Here is an 18,839-nt window from a genome sequence, read left to right as displayed (position 1 = left end):
GCCCGACATAGCTAGATGATCTATCCGAGATGTCCTCGAACAATTTTTTCGGCGTGGCCCAACCTTTCCTGCCCGGCGGTGCTCTGTGCAGTCAGTGGCACAACCGCGAAGCAGCGGGAATGGAGGGCCCAGCAGGATGACGACGACGCACGAACCCGACGGCGGCGCTTCGCCACAGGCAGCCGGAGCGCCGCGGTGAACGGCCTGCCCGAGCGATCTCGGGCCGTGTCCTTTCCGAGCGTCTGGCCGAGTGAGGTGGAGAAACTCTTCGACGACAACGCCGCCCGGCTCCGCGGGTATCTGCTCTCCGTCGGCTGCCCGGAACCCGACGTCGACGACGTCATCCAGGACAGCATCCTGATCGTTGCCCGTAGGTACGCGAGTCTCGACCATCCGGAGATGGTCCGGACGTATTGGTACCGGATCGCCAGCCGCCTGGTGTGGAAGATCTTGAAGGAGCGGCGCGACCGATCACTTCCCGGTGATCCGGCCGACTATCTTCAGGCACTCCCAGACCCGGTGGAAGGGGCGGTCGATCCGGACGGCCGGCAGGCCGCGCTCGCGCTCGTGCACCGCCTTCCGCTGCGACAACGGCAGGTGCTCTGGCTGCGGGTCGTGGTGGGATTCAGCGAGGCCGAGACGGCGGACGTGCTCCAGATCTCCGTCGGCACGGTGAAGTCGCAGTTCAGCGACGCCAAGAAGAACATGAGGAAGTTCGTGGAGGGCTCCGGGGAAACTCGGGAGGAGGGCACCAACTGATGGACGTCGAATCTCTGCTGAGGACCCTTACCGACCCCGAAGAGCCGACCGACGGGGATTCCGGGCGGACTTTCTTCGAGATCATGCAGGGTGCCGACGAGGACCCGCGGGAGCGCCGCCGAATCCAGCACCTCGCCGATCTCCTCGACGTCGAGGACGCCATCTACGCCCAGGCACTCGAGCATCTGGCGGCCGGCGACGACCACGCGGCCGAACCGCTGCTGCGCATCGCCGCCGACGCCGGCGTCGGCGAGGCCGAGGACCACCTCGCCCGCATCCTGGCGGACCGCGCCGCGGACGCCGTCGCCCCCGCGACCGGCACCGGTACCGGCACCCCCCAGGCTGCCGGCACCAGCGGACAGTCCCCCGATCCGGAGCGGTCCGCGCAGATCTCGACGGCGGGCAGCTCCGACGATCTACTCCTCCCGGCCAACCACCTGCGGCCGGAAGGGGAAGGCGCGCCAGAACTCCTGCCGGCCTCCCGGTGGACGTCCTGGATCGAGGCGGAGCTGGCCGGGCGGCTGGTAGACCCCACCGCGGTGGAGCACCATTCCGATGTTCGTAACGATCTCGGCCTGCGTTTTCGTTATTCCACCGTGACGATTCTCGCGGTGGACCTCCGAGGATTTTCCCTGTTCCGGAAACACACCTTGGAGGCCTGCGATTTCCGACCCCGGGTGGTCAGACATCCACGTGCTCTTCGGACCGAGGAGATGAGAGTCCTCGGGGAGGTCTGTACATTCAACCCTCGTTTTGTGCTGGTACCGCCGGCCCACGATCTCCAGCCGATCGATCAGCAGATCCGGCCCGTCGGAAGAATCAGTCGGCCCGCCGCCAGGACGGTCGCCGACGTGATGCGCAACGACGTCCCCGTCCCCGTGATCTCCGCCAGAACGACCGTGCACGAGACGCTGGAACGGATGTTCGCCGCCGAGGCCCAGGTGGCCGCGGTGGAGGCGGGTTCCGAACTCGTCGGCGTCATCCGACTGTCCGACCTGGCGCAGCGGCTCGCCGCCGCCCAGGGCTCCCCGTCGATCGAGCGGATCACCGGACTGATTCATCCGGCGGACTTCGTGCCTCCGGACGCCCCGCTCGAGGCGGTCCGACGCACCCTGGCTCGCGATCCTGGCGGGATCGTCGTCGTCCGCGACCGGGATGGCCGACGCCTCGGATACATCACCGCCGAACTGCTGCTCACCAGTCCCGACGAGGACGACGGGCCCGCCGCCCCACCCGTGGACCAGCCGGGGACCGTCACGCCCGTTCTCCTTCCGTCGCGCCCGTTCCCGACAAAGATCGGACGCCGCGCAACTGCCACGTGACCCGGGCATGAGTGCCTCACGGCCGGCTGCACCGGGATGCCGCCACGGTGGCCGACTTCGCCGCCGGCGTCCACATGACCGCAGGCGCCGAGGCCTCCCTCGGCTGAGGCGACACTGCACCGACGGGCAACACCGCACCGACAGGCGCCGCCCGCCGCCGGGACGACGGTCCGTCGCCGCCGCCAAAAGATCTGGCGAACCGCCGGACCGTCGGGTGCGCGGGGGATGTACCGTACGCCGGTCCCGGCGGCCGATCGAGGTCCCGGGACCGCCCCCGGGACGGGGAGCCCAGCGAGGTCTCCCCAGGCCGCGACGGCGCGGGCCCGAACCGCCGCCGTCGTGACCCGGGCGGCGTGCCGGCGGTGGCGTCCCAGGCCGCTCCGCCGGGCCCCTGCCCCCGGCCCGCGCCCTTGGAGTGCCTGTCACATGATGCGTCGCAAGGATAGGGCGGCGCCGACCGCCCCGACCGGCGGGCGCCTGCCCGCGCCCGCCCTGATCGCGACGCTGACCGCCTTCGTCGGGCTGGTCGACGTCGTCGGTGCGATCAGTCACCGACCGACCCGGTGGACCTGGCTCGGCCGGCTGATCCCCGGCTTGGTGACGCAGGCCGCCACAGGTACCAGCGTCGCCGCGGGCCTGCTGCTCATGGGCCTGGCTCACGGCCTGCGCCGACGCAAGCGGCGGGCCTGGCGGGCGGCGGTGGCCCTGTCCGGCGCGGCCGTTCTGCTGGACCTCGCCCGCGGCCTCGCCGTGATCCCGGCCGCGATCGACCTCGTGCCGTTCGCCGTCCTGGTCGCCACCCGGCGCCACTTCCCGGCCGCCGGCGACCCGCGGACCAGGTGGCGGGCCCTCGGCGCGCTCGCCGCCCTGGGCGCCGCGGACCTGATCGTGGGGCTCGCCCTGATCCGGTTCCGGCACGGCAGCGGCGGCCTCGGAGCGCAGGTCGAGCACGTGCTGATGGGCCTGGCCGGGGTGAGCGGGCCGGTCCGGTTCGCCCCCGGCGACGGCGATCTCGTCGGGGCGGTCCTGCTGGCCCTCGGCGCGCTGAGCGTCGCCGTCCCCGGCTACCTGGCGTTGCGCCCGGCCACCCCGGTCGCCACGCTGACGGCGGCCGACACGGCCCGGCTGCGGGCGCTGCTGGCCCGCCACGGCGGTCGGGACTCGCTGGGCTACGTGGCGCTGCGCCGCGACCGCAGCGTGCTGTGGTCGCCGTCGGAGAAGGCCGCGATCAGCTACCGCGTCGTCGGCGGGGTGGCGCTGGCCGCCGGTGACCCGATCGGCGACCCGGAGGCGTGGCCCGGGGTGATCCGCCCGTTCCTCGACCTCGCCGCCGCCCACGCCTGGGTGCCGGCGGTGCTGGGCTGCGGCCCGGCCGGCGGGCGGGCCTACCAGCGGGCCGGCCTGCGGGTGCTGGAGCTCGGCGACGAGGCGATCGTGCGGCCCGCGGCGTTCAGTCTGGACGGGCGGGCGATGCGCGGCGTGCGGCAGGCGGTGGCACGGGTCGAGCGCGCCGGTTACACCGCGCGGATCGACCGCATCGCCGATCTCGACTCCACTGACCGGGCGGCGCTGGCGGACCGGGCGGCGGCCTGGCGCTCCTGCGGCACCGAACGCGGCTTCTCCATGGCGCTGGGCCGCGTTGGCGCACCGGAGGACGGCGACTGCGTGGTCGTGCGGGCGTTCGAGGACGGACGGTTGCGCGGCCTGCTGACCTTCCTGCCCTGGGGCTGCGACGGCCTGTCCCTGGACGCGATGCGCCGCGATCGGACCGCCGCGAACGGCCTGACCGAGTTCATGGTCGTGGCCCTGCTGCGCGAGGCCGACCGGCTGGGCGTCGCCCGGGTGTCGCTGAACTTCGCCGCCTTCCGCGCGACCCTGGCCCGCGGCGAGCGGCTGGGCGCCACCCCCGCGCTGCGGCTGTGGCGCGGGCTGCTGCTCGCGGCGTCCCGCTGGTTCCAGATCGAGTCGATCTACCGCTTCAACGCCAAGTTCGACCCGGACTGGCAGCCCCGCTACGGCTGCTATCCGACCACCCGCGACCTGCCCCGCGTCCTACTCGCCGCCCTGCGCGCCGAGGCCCTGCTCCCCCGTTCCACCCGCCTGCCGCGCCTGCCCTCGACACCCGCCGTCGGAAGCTCGGAGCCCACGGCGCACGACACCCCGGGCGCCCGGGCGGCGGGCGACGTCACGGGCGGGCACGCGCCGCCCGTGACGTCCGGGCGGGCTGCCTCCCCGCCACGGTCCATCGGCCGCCGCCGGGAGGGACTTCATCCAGCGGACGGCGGCCATTCCCGTGAGGGCCGACGCGGCCGGGAGACCGGACAGGCCGACGAGGGCAGCCATTCCCGCGACAGCGCCCGCCGCTCCCCGCACAGGGCAGCCCGACCCACCCGCACGCGCCACGCCGAGGCCCCGGACCGTTCCCCGTTCAACACCTGACCGCCGCGGTCCAACCCGCCCGGTCCATCGGACCCGCCCGCCACCCTCATCCACCCCACCGGCTCGAAACTCGTTTCACTGTCAGACAGCGGTCAGATCACGCCGAGGCTTAATCACGGTTTTCCGGCCCAGAACCGCAACTAAGCCTCGGCACGATTCTGTTCACGACCGCTGACAGACGGACCTGCCAGGAAGGTCCACCGGCTGGCAGCCGGACGGTGCCGTCCCCGACCTGACCGACGCCGCTAGGCGCCTCGCGCACGCGCTGCGGGAGGCCGGCGTTGACGCGATGGCGCGGCGCTGGTTACCTCGGCCGGTGATGTCGTCAGCCCCGGCCGCAGGAGTCGTTCGGCTGGCGCTGGTCAGCGCGGCGCCGACCCAGGCATTGCGGGAGGCCCGATTCCCCGTCGACGAGGACGTCGACGCCGACGGGCTGCGCCGGGCCGCGGCCGCGGCCGGAGCGCTGCCCGCCCGGGCGCGGGTGCTCACCGACGGCTCCGCCCGCGCCCGGCAGACCGCGCGGGCGTTGGGCCTCCGCCACGCCGGTGCCAACACCAACGCCGACACCAACACCAACGCCGACACCAACGCCGACACCAACGCCGACGCGGACACGCACACCAACGCCGACACGCACACGCGCGCCGACGCGGACGGTGGCGGGGCGGACGGTGGCGGGGCGGACGAGGGCGTCGAAGCCGCGCTGCGGGACCTGGATGTCGGGGCCTGGCGCGGCCGGGGACTCGACGAGATCCCGCTGGGCGAGCTGCGCCGTTGGCATGAGGACCCGATGATGGCCCCGCCGGGCGGGGAGTCGCGCGCGGACCTGCTCGACCGCGTCGGTGGCTGGCTCGCCCGAGTGGGCGGCCGACCGGGGCCCGTCGTGGCGGTGACGCATCCGGCGGTCGTCCGCGCGGTGCTGCTCCTCGTGCTGCGGTGCCCGCCGGAGGTGTTCTGGCGGATCGATGTCGCCCCCCTGACCGCCACCCTGCTGCACCGCCGCGTCCCGCCCGCCCCCGGCGCTGGCCAGGCCCCCGCCGATGGCCACGCCCCCGCCGACGATCCCGCCGCCGGCTGGACCCTCACCCACGCCTGCCGCCCGCTCTGACCACAGCCCGCGATCGGCCCCCTTCCTGCTTATCCCCTGCTTATCCGGTTATCCGGAGGGATAGATCGGACACGAAAAGCCTCCGGATAAGCAGGGCGGGCCCTGATCGGCGGCGGGACGGTCAGTGGGCGGCGGGAAGGAAGGGGCGGTTGCCGGTGTCGGCGGCGGTCGCGGGAGCGGCGGGGAGCAGGCCGGCGCGGGCGAGCTGGGGCAGCACGCCCTCGCCGAACCAGTACAGCTCCTCCAGGTGGGGATAGCCGGAGAAGACGAACTCGTCGATGCCGAGTGCGGCGTACTCGGCGATCCGCTCGGCCACCTCGCCGTGGCTGCCGACCAGCGCGGTGCCGGCGCCGCCGCGCACCAGCCCGACCCCGGCCCACAGGTTCGGGGCGATCTCCAGGGCGCGCGGGTCGCGCCAGCTGCCGTCGGCGCGGTGGCGGGCGTGCAGGGCGAGCATCCGGGACTGGCCGGTGGACTCGCTGCGGGCGAGGCCGGCCTGGGCGGCGGTGACGACGTCCTCACCGAGGGCGTCGAGCAGGCGGCCGGCCTCCCGCCAGGCGTCCTCGGCGCTGTCGCGGGTGATGACGTGCAGCCGGATGCCGAACCGGATCGTCCGGCCCCGCTCGGCGGCGAGGCCGCGGATCCAGGCGATCTTCTCGGCGACGGCGGCCAGCGGCTCGCCCCAGGTCAGATACACATCCGCGTGGGTCGCGGCGACGGGGCCGGCCGCGGACGAGGAACCGCCGAAGTACAGCGACGGGACGGGGTCGGGCAGGGTGGGCAGCCGGGCGGCCTCGACGTCGAGGTGGGTGCCGCGGTGGGTCACGCTCTCCCCCGCCCACAGCCGGCGCACGACGGAGAGGAACTCGTCGCAGCGGGCGTAGCGGGCGTCCTTGTCCAGATGGTCGCCGTAGGCACGCTGCTCGTGCGCCTCCCCGCCGGTGACGACGTTGAGCAGCAGTCGGCCGGGGGCGTGCGCGCTGAACGTGGCGGCCATCTGCGCGGCGAGCGTCGGGCTGATCAGGCCTGGCCGGAACGCGACGAGGAACGCCAGCCGCTCGGACTCGCGGGCCAGCATCGCCGTCGTCAGCCAGGCGTCCTGACACCACGCCCCGGTCGGGGTGAGCGCGCCGGCGAAGCCGAACTCCTCGGCGGCGCGGGCGATCGACGACAGGTAGCCGATGGTGGACCGCCGGTCGCCGGCCGCGACCCCCGCGGGCAGGCCGTGGCCGCCGCCGACGATGAAGCGCGAGTCGCCGTAGGTGGGCAGGAACCAGTGCAGCCGCAGCGTCATGCGGGATACCTCCAGGGATCGCGACCGCTGGTCCCCCGGGGCCGGTGGTCTCGCGGGCCGATGGTCGGATCGGACCGGTGATCCGATGGGGCCGTCGGGTCGGGGGGAGTCGGGGGAGCCGGCGGGTCCGGGCCGGGCGGGGAGTTCAGAGCTGGCCGTGGCGGGGCGGCGGGGTGCCGGACAGCAGCCAGCGGCCGATGTGCTGGACCTTCCAGCGGCTCGGGTCGTGCAGTGTGTGGGTGCGGCCGTCGCGCCAGTGGCGGGCGAGGTTCAGCGTGCCGGCGGCCGAGCGGGTGCCGCCGAGCTCGAACAGCTCGGACGCGGCACGCACCGCGGCCCGCGCGCCGGCGACCTTGGCCACGGCGGTGGCGACGGACGCCCGCGCGGTGGCGTCGTCGGTCGGGTCGAGCTCGGCGGCGTCGACAGCCGCCGCCGCCTCGCGCAGCAGCGCCTCCGCCGCCCGGACCTCGATCTCCAGCTCGCCGGCCTGCTGGACGAGCAGCGGATCGTCGGCGGCCCGCGCAGCGCCGCTTTCGAACCACGGCCGGGCCTTCGCGACCTGGGCGGCGGCGTCGTCGAGGGCGCCGCGGGCGATGCCGGTGTCCAGCGCGGCGTGCAGGACCTGCGCGCGGGCGCCGTACGTCGTCGGGCCGTCGAAGATCGGCGAGAAGGGCACGACCTGGTTCGCCTCGACCGCCACCTCGTCGAGGCGGACGGTGCCGCTGGCCGTGGTGCGCTGGCCCATGCCGTCCCAGTCGTCGGCGACCCGCACGCCGGGGGTGTCCCGGGCGATGTAGGCCAGCGCCTTGACCGGCGAGCCGTCGGGGCGCGCCGGGGTGTCGGCGAGGACGGCGCGCACGACCAGCCAGTGGGCGAACAGCGCGCCGGTGCAGTAGAACTTCTCCCCGGTGAGCAGGTAGCCGCCGTCGGGGCGGCGGCGCAGCGTGGTGGCGTCGTCGGCGATGGTCCGCCCGCCGCGTTCGCTCTGCGCGTTGGCGAAGCGCCGCCCGGCGAGCGCCTGGGCGAAGTAGAAGCCCTGCTGGTCGGCGTCGCCCTGGCGGCGCAGGGCGTCGAGGAAGACGAAGTGGCTGTGCGGGATCTGGGCGAGGCTCGCGTCGGCGGTGGCGAGCAGCCGGAACACCTCGGTCAGCGTCGCCACCGACACGTCCGCCCCGCCGAAGCGCGCCGGCACGGTGCTGCCGAGCAGCCCCGAGGCGGACAGTTCCTCGACCTCGACGGTGGGCAGCCGCCGTTCGGCGTCCCGGCCGCCGGCGCCCGCCGCGAACCGCACCGCGAGCGAGCCCGCGGCCTCGATCGCCTCGGCGTCCGAACGCAGCACCGCGACCGGACGGTCGACGACGGTCGGGACGACTGCGGCGGCGAACGGGCGATCGGACACGGCGGCACTCCTGTGGTCGAGGGGCAGATGATGGCGGGCACCACGTCGCGGCGCCCGCCATCATCGCCGTCCCCTGCGGGGTTCGTCGACGCCGGCTTTCCGACGTCCGGCCGTCAGGCCCCCTGTCGGCGGGCCGCCGGCCGTGGGGTCAGCGGTAGAGCGAGAACTCCGGGGCGCGGCGGTTGAGCGTCCAGTCGCCGACCTCGCGCGCCTTGTAGGCCACCGGGTCGTGGACGGTGTGGGTGCGCAGGTTGCGCCAGTGGCGGTCGAAGCCGTAGGCGCTGGTCGTCGCCCGCGAGCCCTGGATCTCGAACAGCCGGCTCGCCGCCGCCAGCGACACCTTCGTCGTCAGGTACTTCGCCTCGTAGACGGCGATCGCCGCCTCGGCCCGCTCGTCGGCGGTCAGCTCCGGGCCGACGTTCAGGGCTTCCTGCAACGCCGCACCCGCCCGGTCGGCCAGCAGCGCGGCGGCGCGGATCTCGCTGCGCAGCTCCCCCACCGTCTGCAGGATGTAGGCGTCGTCGGTGGCCCGCTCGACGCCGGAGGTCTCCCACGGCGCGGCGTGCAGGCGGGTCCAGTCCAGCGCCTCCTCCAGCGCGCCCTCGGCGGTGCCGATGTAGAAGTTGACGAACGCGAGCTGCCAGTGCGGCGTGACCAGCGTCTGGTACGGCGACGGGATGCGGCCGGTGAGCGGGTCGTCGCCGAGCAGTTCGGCGCGTTCGATGCGGGCGTTGTCGAACACGACCCCGCCGGAGTCGGTGAGCCGCTGGCCGATGTTGTCCCAGTCCGCCAGGGCCTGGAAGCCCTCGCGCCCGGCGGGCAGCGAGACGAACACCAGCTCGCCGTCGAGCGCGGCGGTGACGGACAGCTGGTCGCCGAGGCTCGCCCCCGAGGCGAAGGAACGCCGGCCGTTGAGGCGGAAGGCGTCGCCGTCACGGGTCAGCACGAGGTCGGAGCCGCCGCGCGGGTTCTGCACGCCGCCCCAGAACAGCTTCTCGGCGCCGTTGCGCCGCGACTGGGCGTCGGCCTGCTCGGGCGTGCCGAACAGCGGGGCGATGCGGGTCTGGGCGTAGTGGTAGCCGAGCAGGTGGGCGATGGAGGTGTCGCCGCGGGCGAGGCGGCGGGTGAGCTGGGCGGCCTGGGCGTAGTCGAGACCGTCGCCACCGTAGGCGATGGGCTCCTGGACTGCGAGCAGGTCGTGGCGGCGCAGCAGCTCGACCTCGGCGCGCGGGGTGGCGTTCGCGTGGTCGCGTTCCGCGGCGGTCGTGCGCAGCTCGGCGGCGACGAGGTCGGCACGGGCCAGCGCCGCGGCGAAGCGTGCCGCGTTGTCCTCGGCGGCGGGCGCGTCGGGCGCGGGCGCGTCGGGCGCGGACGGGACGGTCGCGGTGGGTTCCTGGGCGGTCGCGGCGGCGGACGGGGACGGCCGCCGGTCGGCGTCGAGAGACATGCGAGGCTCCTCGATGAGGGAGATGGACATGCACGCGGTGGGGCGCGTGCACCGTGGAGGCGGAGGCTGGTCACGGACACTGGGCGCTGCCCGTGCGGCGGAAGTCGACGTGGCGCCGCCGGACCAGCCGCCGGTGGCCCGCGCGCGGGCTGTCGAAAGCCATGATCAGGAGACTCCCCGGACCAGCTCGCCGCGCTCGGCGGCGTCGGCCTCCAGTTCCCGCACGAGCGGCAGGATCCGGCGGCCGAAGTACTCGACGTCCTCCAGGTAGTGCAGGAAGCCGAGCAGGATCAGGTCGACGCCGCGGCGGCGGTAGGCGACGATGCGCTCGGCGATCTGCTCGGGCGTGCCGACGAGGCCGGTACGGAAGCCGTCGTTGTACTGGACCAGGTCGGCGAACTCCGAGTCCTGCCACATGCCCTTGCCGTCCGAGGTCGACCGGCCCGCCTGCCTGACCGCGGAGCCGAAGCCCTCGACGGCCTCCCGGTCCGCCTTGGCGATGATCTCGCGGAGCACCTCGCGGGCCTCGGCCTCGGTGTCGCGGGCGATGAGGAAACCGTTGAGGCCGAATCGGACGCGGCGGCCCTGGCGGGCCGCCTCGGCGTTGACCTCGGCGATCTGCTCGCTGACGCCGTCGAGGTCGCGGCCGTTGCTGAAATACCAGTCCGACACCCGGCCCGCCATCGCCCGCGCGGCCGTCGAGTTGCCGCCCTGGAAGATCTCCGGATGCGGCCGGTCGAGGGCCGTCACCGGCTTGGGCTTGAGGTCGAAGTCGTGCAGCCGGTAGAAGTCGCCGCGGAACTCGGCGTGGTCGTCGGTCCAGATCTCGCGCAGGTAGCGGATGAACTCCTCGCTGCGCCGGTACCGCTCGTCGTGTTCCAGCCAGGGCTCGCCGAGCTTGGTGAACTCGTCCTTGAACCAGCCGCTGACGACGTTGACGGCGGCCCGGCCGCCGGTGATCTGATCGGCGGTGGCGATGAACTTGGCCAGCACGCCCGGATGCCACAGCCCCGGGTGAATCGCGGCGATCACCTTCAGCCGCTCGGTGGCCAGCAGCAGTGCCAGGCTGAAGCCGGTCGACTCGTGCTGGTAGGCGGCGCCGTAGGAGGCGGTGTAGCGGACCTGGCTGAGCGCGTAGTCGAAGCCGTTGTTCTCCGCGAGCACGGCGAGGCGCCGGTTGTAGTCGTAGCTCCAGTCGGTGCGCTGCTCGATCCTGCTGACCACCAGGCCGCCGCTGACGTTCGGCACCCAGTAGGCGAACTTGATCGGCTCGCGACCGACGTCGACCTCATCTGACATCGGGTAGTACCTCCATGGCAGTGGTGCGGGCGGGTAATGGAACCGGCTCGGCGGCGCAACGCGAGAACGCGGCGACCGGCGGCACGCGGCGACACCGAGAAGACAGCACGAACAGACCGCGGTATGAATAAGGGTGACGCCGGAACGCGGCGATCCCGCCCACGCCGGCATTATCGGCAGCAGGCCACGCCGGAACGGCGACGATGCGGGAATAGCAGGTGCAGGAATGCTGGAACTACACCGAAAACAGTAGGCCCGGGGAGTTGGGGCCGTCGAGGCCAGGCCGGTGTACTGACCCGACCGCGGCTGCCCGGAGCGTCGGTCAGGCGGCGGGGCGGACCCCACATCGTCCGGACCGGCGACAGGGCTCGGCCCGGCGACAGGCGCGCCGGGCCACGGTGGCACGACCAGCGCCCGCATCGACGGACGGCCGGCGCTGCCCGGCGATCCCTATAATGCCCATCGACATGGTGACCAGTCTGCCCGCGCCGTCCGGACCGGTCAATCAGGGCTCGGCGAGGGTGCGATAGGGCGGCCCTTGAACCGTCCGGGCGGGAAGGCTGCGGTGCGGATCGAACAGCTCGAGTGCCTCGCCGCGGTCGTCCGGCTCGGCTCGATGCGGGCCGCGAGCGACGCGCTGCACATGTCCCAGCCGGCGCTGAGCGAGACCATCCGCAACCTGGAACGCGAGCTCGGGCTGACCTTGCTCGACCGCCGCCGCACCGGCGCGACCATCAGCGCGACCGGCGGGGAGCTGCTGCCCTTCGTCACCGACGTGCTGGAGTCGGTCGACCGGCTGCGCGCCGCCGCCGACGACCAGCACCGCTCCAGTCGCATGATCCGGATCGGGACGGTGAACGCCGCCACGGTGCCGCTGCTCGCCCCCGCCCTGATCGAGTTCCGCGCCGCCCAGCCGAACACCCAGGTCGAGGTCGTCAACACCCAGCAGGCCGACATCCACCGGCTGCTACTCGACGGCGGGCTCGATCTCGGGCTGGTCAACCTCATGGACGGCGACGACGTCGCCCCCGACCTGGAGACCGCGGAGCTGTTCCGCGGCCGCGCCGTGCTGTGCTGCCGGACCGACAGCCCGCTGGCCCGCCACGCCAGCATCCGCCCGGCGCAGCTGCTGTCCGAGCCGTTCATCGCGATGCGCTCGGGTTACCTGATGCACCGCTACGTGCACCGGCTGTTCCGCGACGCCAACCCGGCGCTGTCCTACTCGACCGACGGCGCGGAGATGGGCAAGCTCATGGTCGCCCAGGGCCTGGGCGTGACGGTGCTGCCCGACTACAGCATCGCGGGCGACCCGCTGGAACGCGCCGGCCTGATCACCTACCGTCCGCTGGAGACCGACGACGCCACGGTCATCCTCGTCATCCAACGCCGCCGGACCCGCCACCTGCCCGCCGCGGTGCGCCGGTTGCAGAACATCCTGCTCACCCAGGCCGCCCAGTACCGCGCCGAACGCCAGGCCGGCTGACCGGGCCAGCGTCTCCAGACCCGCCCACGCCGTCAACGCAACACGACAGCGAGGCCCTCCTCGATGTGGTCGCCGACTCCGCGGTACCGGCGCTCCTCGTCGGCGAGCAGACCCGGATCGTCTGGCCCCCGACTACGGCCTACGGCGCATCGCCCTGCACAACCCGACGCCGGTCCACCCGCACTCACTGCTCTGGCGCGGCGACAACGCCCACCCCGCCCTCACCGATCCGGGCTCGGCTCTCACACCGCGCCGTCCCAGCGTCATAGACGGCGACAACTAATTCAGCGCGCGGCCAGCACGCCGGGTGGATCTGTCGGGCGCCGCCCACCGGCGGTAAAATTTTGCCATGAAGCCGGTGAGTCCAACCGTCGTGGGCCTGCGCAGTGGTGCGACCTTGATCCGTCGGCTCATTACACCGCCAGTCCGGGCGGAATATCTTTCCGCGTGTTCGAGTTTGCCGCGCTGTCGGACGGGCGGGAATTCACGCTCCTCGACGATCGAGGATGGACGACATCGTGCCGCGGCATGACCCTCGATGAGCAATGGTCACAGCTCACGGTTCAAGACATCGAACGCACCGCTTCTATGGTGCTGCTGCCGGACTGGGTCGACGTGGACAACCCGCTGCCGCCCGACCTCGCCGAGGTTGAGAACACCGGCGGAGCGCAGGACTGGGAACTACTCGCCGAACGTCTGCACGAGTTCGGGGTAGTACCCCCACCGGCCCTGCTCGGGAGTGTGCCGCGCCGCCTCGACCTGGGCGACGACCTGAGAGCGCGGCTTCACGGCGCCAGGACATGATCTCGACGCCGCGCTCGAGGCAGATCAGTCGCGGCTGGTGACCTCTGCCCCGGGCCGGCGGTGCCGTGGCCGAGGTCGAGTAGTTCCTCGTGGAAGCCGCCGAAGCCGCGGTCGCGGTCGACGAGGTGGATCTCCAGGATCCAGTGGCAGGGCCGGCCGTCGCCGTCGACCCGCCGCATCGGCTGGTCGCTGCCGGGGGTGACGTAGTACTCGATCTTGTTGCCGGGGATGCGGGTGTGCGGGAACTCGCCGACGAGGTGGCCGGCGATCGGGCCGCCGTAGGCCCAGCCGGCGTCCGCGGCGAGCCGCTCGACGGCGGCGAAGAGCTCGGCGCCGGTGATGTCCGGGCGGGCCTCGAAGTACCGGCGGCCGGCGTCGAACAGCCGCGGCAGGTCGGCGAGCAGCCGGTGCTTGACCGGGTCGTCGCCGAGGACGAAGGTGCGGCCGAAGTCGGCCTCCCAGCCGTCGAAGACCGGCCCGAAGTCGCAGAAGACGATGTCGTCGGCGCCGATCGGCCGGTCGGGCGGGTTGTCGGCGTAGGGGTGCAGGGTGTTCGGCCCGGCGCGGACGATCCGCTTGTGCCAGTGCCGCTCGACGCCGAACATCTCGTGGGCGAGGTCGCGGATCTGGTCGCTGACCTCGCGTTCCCCGCGGCCGGGGGCGATCAGGCCACGCGCGGTCACCTCAGCGAACAGCTCCGCCGCGCGACGCTGCGCGTCGAGCAGGCGGGCCACCCGGTCAGCTTCGAGATCCACGATGGCTCATCGTACGGCCCCCCTCCGGCCGGCGGGGGGCGTCTCACATCGGGCCGACGGCCGGGTTGCGCGAGACGTTACCGCCGCCGCCGGCGCGTGCGATGCCCCCGAAACGGGCCGTTCCTACAGTCGACGGGGACATTGACCGACTGCCGCCGGTCAGGGAGGGGAGCACCCGTGACCGCACCTGCCCATCCGGCTCCGACCCGCCAGGACTCGACGGGTCAGGTGCGGTCGGTCTGCTCCTACTGCGGCGTCGGCTGCGGGATGGTGCTCGACGTCGAGGTGGGCGACGACGGCCGGCGCCGCGTCGTCAAGGCCGCGGGTGACCGCGACCATCCGGCCAACCGCGGCCGGCTGTGCACCAAGGGCGCCACCAGCGCGGAGATGCTGGCCGCGCCGGGCCGGCTGACCAGTGCGCTCGTGCGCGGCGACCGGCAGGGTGAGCCGACGGCGGTCGACGTGGACGCCGCCGTCAGCCGGGTCGCCCGGGAGCTGCGCCGGATCATCGACACCGACGGCCCCGACGCGGTCGCCTTCTACGTGTCGGGCCAGATGTCACTGGAGGCGCAGTACCTGGCGAACAAGCTCGCGAAGGGGTTCGTCGGCACCAACCAGATCGAGTCGAACTCGCGGCTGTGCATGGCCAGCGCCGGCAGCGGCTACAAGCTGTCGCTGGGTGCCGACGGGCCGCCGGGCTCGTACGAGGACTTCGACCACGCGGAGGTGTTCTTCGTCATCGGCTCGAACATGGCCGACTGCCATCCGATCCTGTTCCTGCGGCTGCTCGACCGGGTCAAGGCCGGCGCCCGGCTCATCGTCGTCGACCCCCGGCGCTCCGCGACGGCCGCCAAGGCCGACCTGTTCCTGCAGATCAACCCGGGCACGGACCTCGCGCTGCTCAACGGCCTGCTGCACCTGCTGGTCGCCGACGGGCACATCGACGAGGCGTTCATCGCCGAGCACACCGAGGGCTGGGAGGCGATGCCGGCGTTCCTCGCGGACTACCCACCGGACCGGGTCGCGGAGATCACCGGCATCCCGGAGCCGGACATCCGCCGGGCGGCGCAGTGGATCGGCGCGGCCGGGGCGTGGATGAGCCTGTGGACGATGGGCCTGAACCAGTCGACCCACGGCACCTGGAACACCAACGCGCTGTGCAACCTGCACCTGGCGACCGGGGCGATCTGCCGGCCGGGCGCGGGCCCGTTCTCGCTGACCGGCCAGCCGAACGCGATGGGCGGGCGGGAGATGGGCTACATGGGTCCGGGCCTGCCGGGGCAGCGCTCGGTGCTGGCCGCCGACGACCGCGTCTTCGTCGAGCAGCGCTGGGAGCTGCCGGCGGGCACGCTGCGCACCGACGCCGGCCGGGGCACCGTCGACATGTTCGCCCGGATGGCCGCCGGCGAGATCAAGGCCTGCTGGATCATCTGCACGAACCCGGTGGCCTCGGTCGCCAACCGGCGCACGGTGATCGAGGGGCTGGAGGCCGCCGAGTTCGTCGTCGCCCAGGACGCCTTCGCCGAGACGGAGACGAACGCCTACGCCGACGTGCTGCTGCCCGCCGCGATGTGGGCCGAGGGCACCGGCGTGATGATCAACTCCGAGCGGAACCTCACCCTGGTCCAGCAGGCCGCCGACCCGCCCGGCCAGGCGCTGCCGGACTGGCGGCTCATCGCCCGCGTCGCCGCCGAGATGGGCTACGCCGACGCCTTCGCCTACCGCGACGCCGAGGAGATCTTCGAGGAGATCAAGGCCTTCCACAACCCGGCGACCGGCTATGACCTGCGCGGCGTCAGCTACGACCGGCTGCGCGAGACGCCGGTGCAGTGGCCGGCCGCGGCGGCGGACGGCCCCGCCCGCAACCCCGTCCGCTACCGCAACGACGGGGTCAGCCAGCGGCTCGTCGAACGGCCCGACGGGACGCGGCCGCGCCTGGCGTTCCCGACCCCGTCGGGGCGGGCGGTGTTCCATCCGCGCCCGCACCTGCCCGCCGCCGAGCTGCCCGACGACGACTTCCCGTTCGTGCTGAACACCGGCCGGGTCCAGCACCAGTGGCACACCCTGACCAAGACCGGCAAGGTCGCGAAGCTCAACCGGCTCAACCCGCGCCCGTTCGTGGAGATCCATCCGCGCGACGCCGAGGCCCTCGGGATCGGCGACTCCGACGCGGTCGAGGTCGCCTCCCGGCGCGGCCGGGCGGTGCTGCCGGCGGTCGTCACCGACCGGGTGCTCCCCGGGAGCTGCTTCGCGCCGATCCACTGGAACGACCTGTTCGGCGAGTACCTCAGCGTCAACGCGGTGACCTCCGACGCCGTCGACCCGATCTCGTTCCAGCCGGAGCTGAAGGTCTGCGCGGTCGCCCTCACCCGGGTCGCCGCCGCGCCCACCGACGCGCCGACCACTGTCCCCACGACGAACACCCTCCCCGCGGACGCGCGAACCGCGCCGATCGCGGCGGACGCGCACCCGGGCGAACCAAGCTCCGCGGCCGCGCCGGCGCCGGCGGAATCCACGCCGTACGGGGCGGCACCGCCAGCGGAATCCGGGCTCGGCGGCGCGGCACCGTCGGCGGCGGATGCCGGGCCGACCGCGGCGGAGGCGCTCGGGGAGCTGTTCGGCCTGCAGGGGATCGTCGCACCCGCCCTCGGTGACGACGAGCGGCGCTACCTCGCGGGCTTCGTCGCCGCGTTGGGCGCCGCGCTCCCGGGGGCAGCGGTCCCGGGGGCAGCGGGCGGGGTCCCGGTCCTGCCGCCCGGCTCTCCCCTGGCCCCTGGCAAGGCAGCGTGGGTCAACGGCGCGCTCGCCGGGGTGTTCTCCCGGGCGCCCCGTGCCCCCGCCCGCCCCCCGCGGCCGACGTCCCCACCCAGCGCCGCGGCGGCTCCGCCCCGCCGCCCCCGACGGTCCCGCCAGTCCCGACGGTCCCGACGGTCCCGCCGGTCCGACCGCCACGGACGCGGAGGCCGGTACGCAACCGGCGACGCGGGAGATCACCGTGCTGTGGGCGTCCCAGACGGGCACCGCCGAGGACTTCGCCGTCACGACCGCCGCCGAGCGGCTCACCACCGCCGGTTGGACGGCGCGGGTACGGTCCATGGGCGAGTGCCCGCCCGAGGAGCTGCGCGGCGGCGGCGACCTGCTCGTCATCACGAGCACCTTCGGCGACGGCGAGGCGCCCGACAACGGCGGTGGCTTCCTGGAGTCGCTGTCGGCGCCGCAGGCGCCCCGCCTGCCGCACCTGCGCTACGCGGTGCTGGCGTTCGGCGACTCCAGCTACGCGGACTTCTGCGGCCACGGCCGGCGCGTCGACGAGCGGCTCGGCGAGCTCGGTGCGGTGCGGCTGGTGCCCCGGACCGACTGCGAACCGGACTACGAGCAGGACGCCGCGAGCTGGCTCGACGCCGTACTCGCCGCGCTGACCCCCGCGTACCCCGCCGCCCCCGAGAACGCCGCGGACCCCGGGAACGCCGCGGACCCGAGCCCCACCCATTCGGCGCCGACGCCCTCACCAGCCACGGGCGGGCCGCAACCCACCGGCGCCGCCTCCGCGGGCACGGCGCCGGCTGCTCTCGCCGGCCGCCCCTCCCGCGCGGCACCGGCCGTGGTGCCGCTGATCGGCAACGAGCTGCTCAGCCGGCCCGGTTCGGCGAAGGAGGTACGGCGGTTCGCCTTCCGCACCGCCGGCACCGCGCTGACCTACGAGGTCGGCGACGCCCTCGGCGTCTGGCCGGTGAACGGCGCCGACCTCGTCGCGGAGTGGCTGGAGCGCACCGGTGCCGACCCGGCGCAGCCGGTGCCCGTCAGCGGGGTGGGCGAGGTGCCGTTCGCCACGGCGCTGCGCAGCCACCTGGACATCACGAAGATCACCCCGGCGTTGCTGCGGTTCGTCGCTGAGCGCAGCGGTGACCGCGACCTGCGCACCCTGCTGCGCCCGGACAACTCCGACGCGCTCGCGCGATGGACGTGGGGGCGCCAGGCGGCGGACGTGCTCGCCGAGCTGCCCGTGCGGGCCGGGGCGGCCGAGTGGGCGGGGGTGCTGCGCCGGTTGCAGCCCCGGCTGTACTCGATCTCGTCCAGCCCGCTGGCCCATCCCGGCGAGGTGCATCTGACGGTGTCGGTGGTCCGGTTCGACGGCCAGGGCGGCCGGGCCCGCGGGGGCGTGTGCTCCACGTTCCTCGCCGACGGGCCGGGGGAGGTGCCGGTGCCGGTGTTCGTGCAGCGCTCAGCCCACTTCCGCCCGCCGGCCGACCCGGACACGCCACTGGTGATGATCGGGCCGGGGACGGGCGTGGCCCCGTTCCTTGCGTTCCTGCAGGACCGCCGCGCCCGCGGCGCCCGCGGCCGGACCTGGCTGTTCTTCGGCGAGCAGCGCCGGGCCACCGACTTCTACCACGCCGACGAGCTCGCCGCGTTGCAGGCGGACGGCACGCTCAACCGCCTGGACGTCGCCTTCTCCCGCGATCAGCGGACCAAGGTCTACGTCCAGGACCGGATGCGCGAGCACAGCGCCCGGCTGTGGTCATGGTTGCAGGACGGCGCCCACCTCTACGTCTGCGGCGACGCCAGCCGGATGGCGGCGGACGTCGACCGGACCCTGCGTGAGATCGTCGCCCTGCACGGCGGCCTCGACGCCGACGGCGCTGCCGCCTACGTCCGCCAGCTCACCGCCGACCGCCGCTACCTGCGCGACATCTACTGACCCTCAGCCGACCATGCCCGCTGGGAGCCGC

General features: G+C 73.8%; 11 protein-coding genes and 1 pseudogene. 7 read left to right on the top strand and 5 right to left on the bottom strand.

Annotated elements, in window-relative coordinates:
- Positions 1-225: 225 nt before the first annotated feature.
- The 4 genes from FRAQA3DRAFT_RS29530 to FRAQA3DRAFT_RS29515 all read left to right on the top strand — a co-directional run bounded on the left by FRAQA3DRAFT_RS29530 (position 226) and on the right by FRAQA3DRAFT_RS29515 (position 5,628).
- Positions 226-759 carry an RNA polymerase sigma factor gene (locus tag FRAQA3DRAFT_RS29530; protein ID WP_232291821.1) on the top strand — a complete coding sequence of 178 codons (534 nt, stop codon included), beginning with the start codon at positions 226-228 and terminating at the stop codon, positions 757-759.
- Complete coding sequence (locus FRAQA3DRAFT_RS29525; protein ID WP_009742721.1) at positions 759-2,081, top strand: CBS domain-containing protein; 1,323 nt, start codon at positions 759-761, stop codon at positions 2,079-2,081. The genes FRAQA3DRAFT_RS29530 and FRAQA3DRAFT_RS29525 overlap by 1 nt, the downstream gene beginning before the upstream one ends.
- A 426-nt stretch (positions 2,082-2,507) precedes the next feature.
- Positions 2,508-4,520, top strand: a complete 2,013-nt coding sequence (locus FRAQA3DRAFT_RS29520) for a phosphatidylglycerol lysyltransferase domain-containing protein (RefSeq protein WP_009742720.1) — start codon at positions 2,508-2,510, stop codon at positions 4,518-4,520.
- A gap of 319 nt (positions 4,521-4,839) precedes the next feature.
- A complete protein-coding gene (locus FRAQA3DRAFT_RS29515) occupies positions 4,840-5,628 on the top strand; it encodes a histidine phosphatase family protein (RefSeq protein WP_035921705.1) in 789 nt (262 codons plus the stop codon).
- A gap of 121 nt (positions 5,629-5,749) precedes the next feature.
- On the opposite strand, the gene FRAQA3DRAFT_RS29510 is transcribed toward FRAQA3DRAFT_RS29515, so the two are convergent.
- The 4 genes from FRAQA3DRAFT_RS29510 to sfnG all read right to left on the bottom strand — a co-directional run bounded on the left by FRAQA3DRAFT_RS29510 (position 5,750) and on the right by sfnG (position 11,067).
- Complete coding sequence (locus FRAQA3DRAFT_RS29510) at positions 5,750-6,922, bottom strand: LLM class flavin-dependent oxidoreductase (RefSeq protein WP_009742718.1); 1,173 nt, start codon at positions 6,920-6,922, stop codon at positions 5,750-5,752.
- A 145-nt stretch (positions 6,923-7,067) separates the two neighbouring features.
- Positions 7,068-8,321 carry an SfnB family sulfur acquisition oxidoreductase gene (locus FRAQA3DRAFT_RS29505; protein WP_009742717.1) on the bottom strand — a complete coding sequence of 418 codons (1,254 nt, stop codon included), beginning with the start codon at positions 8,319-8,321 and terminating at the stop codon, positions 7,068-7,070.
- A gap of 148 nt (positions 8,322-8,469) precedes the next feature.
- Entirely contained in the window at positions 8,470-9,768 is a 1,299-nt protein-coding gene (locus tag FRAQA3DRAFT_RS29500; protein WP_009742716.1) for an acyl-CoA dehydrogenase family protein, read from the bottom strand.
- A gap of 165 nt (positions 9,769-9,933) precedes the next feature.
- A complete protein-coding gene (gene sfnG / locus FRAQA3DRAFT_RS29495; protein ID WP_009742715.1) occupies positions 9,934-11,067 on the bottom strand; it encodes a dimethylsulfone monooxygenase SfnG in 1,134 nt (377 codons plus the stop codon).
- Positions 11,068-11,632: 565 nt separating this feature from the next.
- Here sfnG and FRAQA3DRAFT_RS29490 point away from each other — a divergent pair.
- Positions 11,633-12,550 carry a LysR family transcriptional regulator gene (locus tag FRAQA3DRAFT_RS29490; protein WP_009742714.1) on the top strand — a complete coding sequence of 306 codons (918 nt, stop codon included), beginning with the start codon at positions 11,633-11,635 and terminating at the stop codon, positions 12,548-12,550.
- Positions 12,551-12,997: 447 nt separating this feature from the next.
- A complete protein-coding gene (locus FRAQA3DRAFT_RS29485) occupies positions 12,998-13,354 on the top strand; it encodes a hypothetical protein (protein WP_051054506.1) in 357 nt (118 codons plus the stop codon).
- On the opposite strand, the gene FRAQA3DRAFT_RS29480 is transcribed toward FRAQA3DRAFT_RS29485, so the two are convergent.
- Positions 13,336-14,109: a M24 family metallopeptidase gene (locus tag FRAQA3DRAFT_RS29480; protein ID WP_009742713.1), complete on the bottom strand. Its 774-nt coding sequence runs from the start codon at positions 14,107-14,109 to the stop codon at positions 13,336-13,338. The genes FRAQA3DRAFT_RS29485 and FRAQA3DRAFT_RS29480 overlap by 19 nt on opposite strands.
- Positions 14,110-14,286: 177 nt before the next feature.
- Here FRAQA3DRAFT_RS29480 and FRAQA3DRAFT_RS39040 point away from each other — a divergent pair.
- Positions 14,287-18,808, top strand: a pseudogene (locus tag FRAQA3DRAFT_RS39040) (molybdopterin-dependent oxidoreductase).
- Positions 18,809-18,839 lie beyond the last annotated feature (31 nt).

The organism is Frankia sp. QA3 (genome assembly GCF_000262465.1).
Classification (GTDB): Bacteria; Actinomycetota; Actinomycetes; order Frankiales; family Frankiaceae; genus Frankia.
The sequence above is the reverse complement of the archived record's forward strand: the minus strand, read 5'-3'. Positions and strand labels throughout refer to the sequence as shown.

What these genes read in the sequence shown, in the direction of transcription:
- FRAQA3DRAFT_RS29510 (WP_009742718.1), bottom strand. Translation starts at nt 6,922, where the DNA reads ATGACGCTGCGGCTGCACTGGTTCCTGCCCACCTACGGCGACTCGCGC.
- FRAQA3DRAFT_RS29525 (WP_009742721.1), top strand. Translation starts at nt 759, where the DNA reads ATGGACGTCGAATCTCTGCTGAGGACCCTTACCGACCCCGAAGAGCCG.
- FRAQA3DRAFT_RS29515 (WP_035921705.1), top strand. Translation starts at nt 4,840, where the DNA reads ATGTCGTCAGCCCCGGCCGCAGGAGTCGTTCGGCTGGCGCTGGTCAGC.
- sfnG (WP_009742715.1), bottom strand. Translation starts at nt 11,067, where the DNA reads ATGTCAGATGAGGTCGACGTCGGTCGCGAGCCGATCAAGTTCGCCTAC.
- FRAQA3DRAFT_RS29500 (WP_009742716.1), bottom strand. Translation starts at nt 9,768, where the DNA reads ATGTCTCTCGACGCCGACCGGCGGCCGTCCCCGTCCGCCGCCGCGACC.
- FRAQA3DRAFT_RS29520 (WP_009742720.1), top strand. Translation starts at nt 2,508, where the DNA reads ATGATGCGTCGCAAGGATAGGGCGGCGCCGACCGCCCCGACCGGCGGG.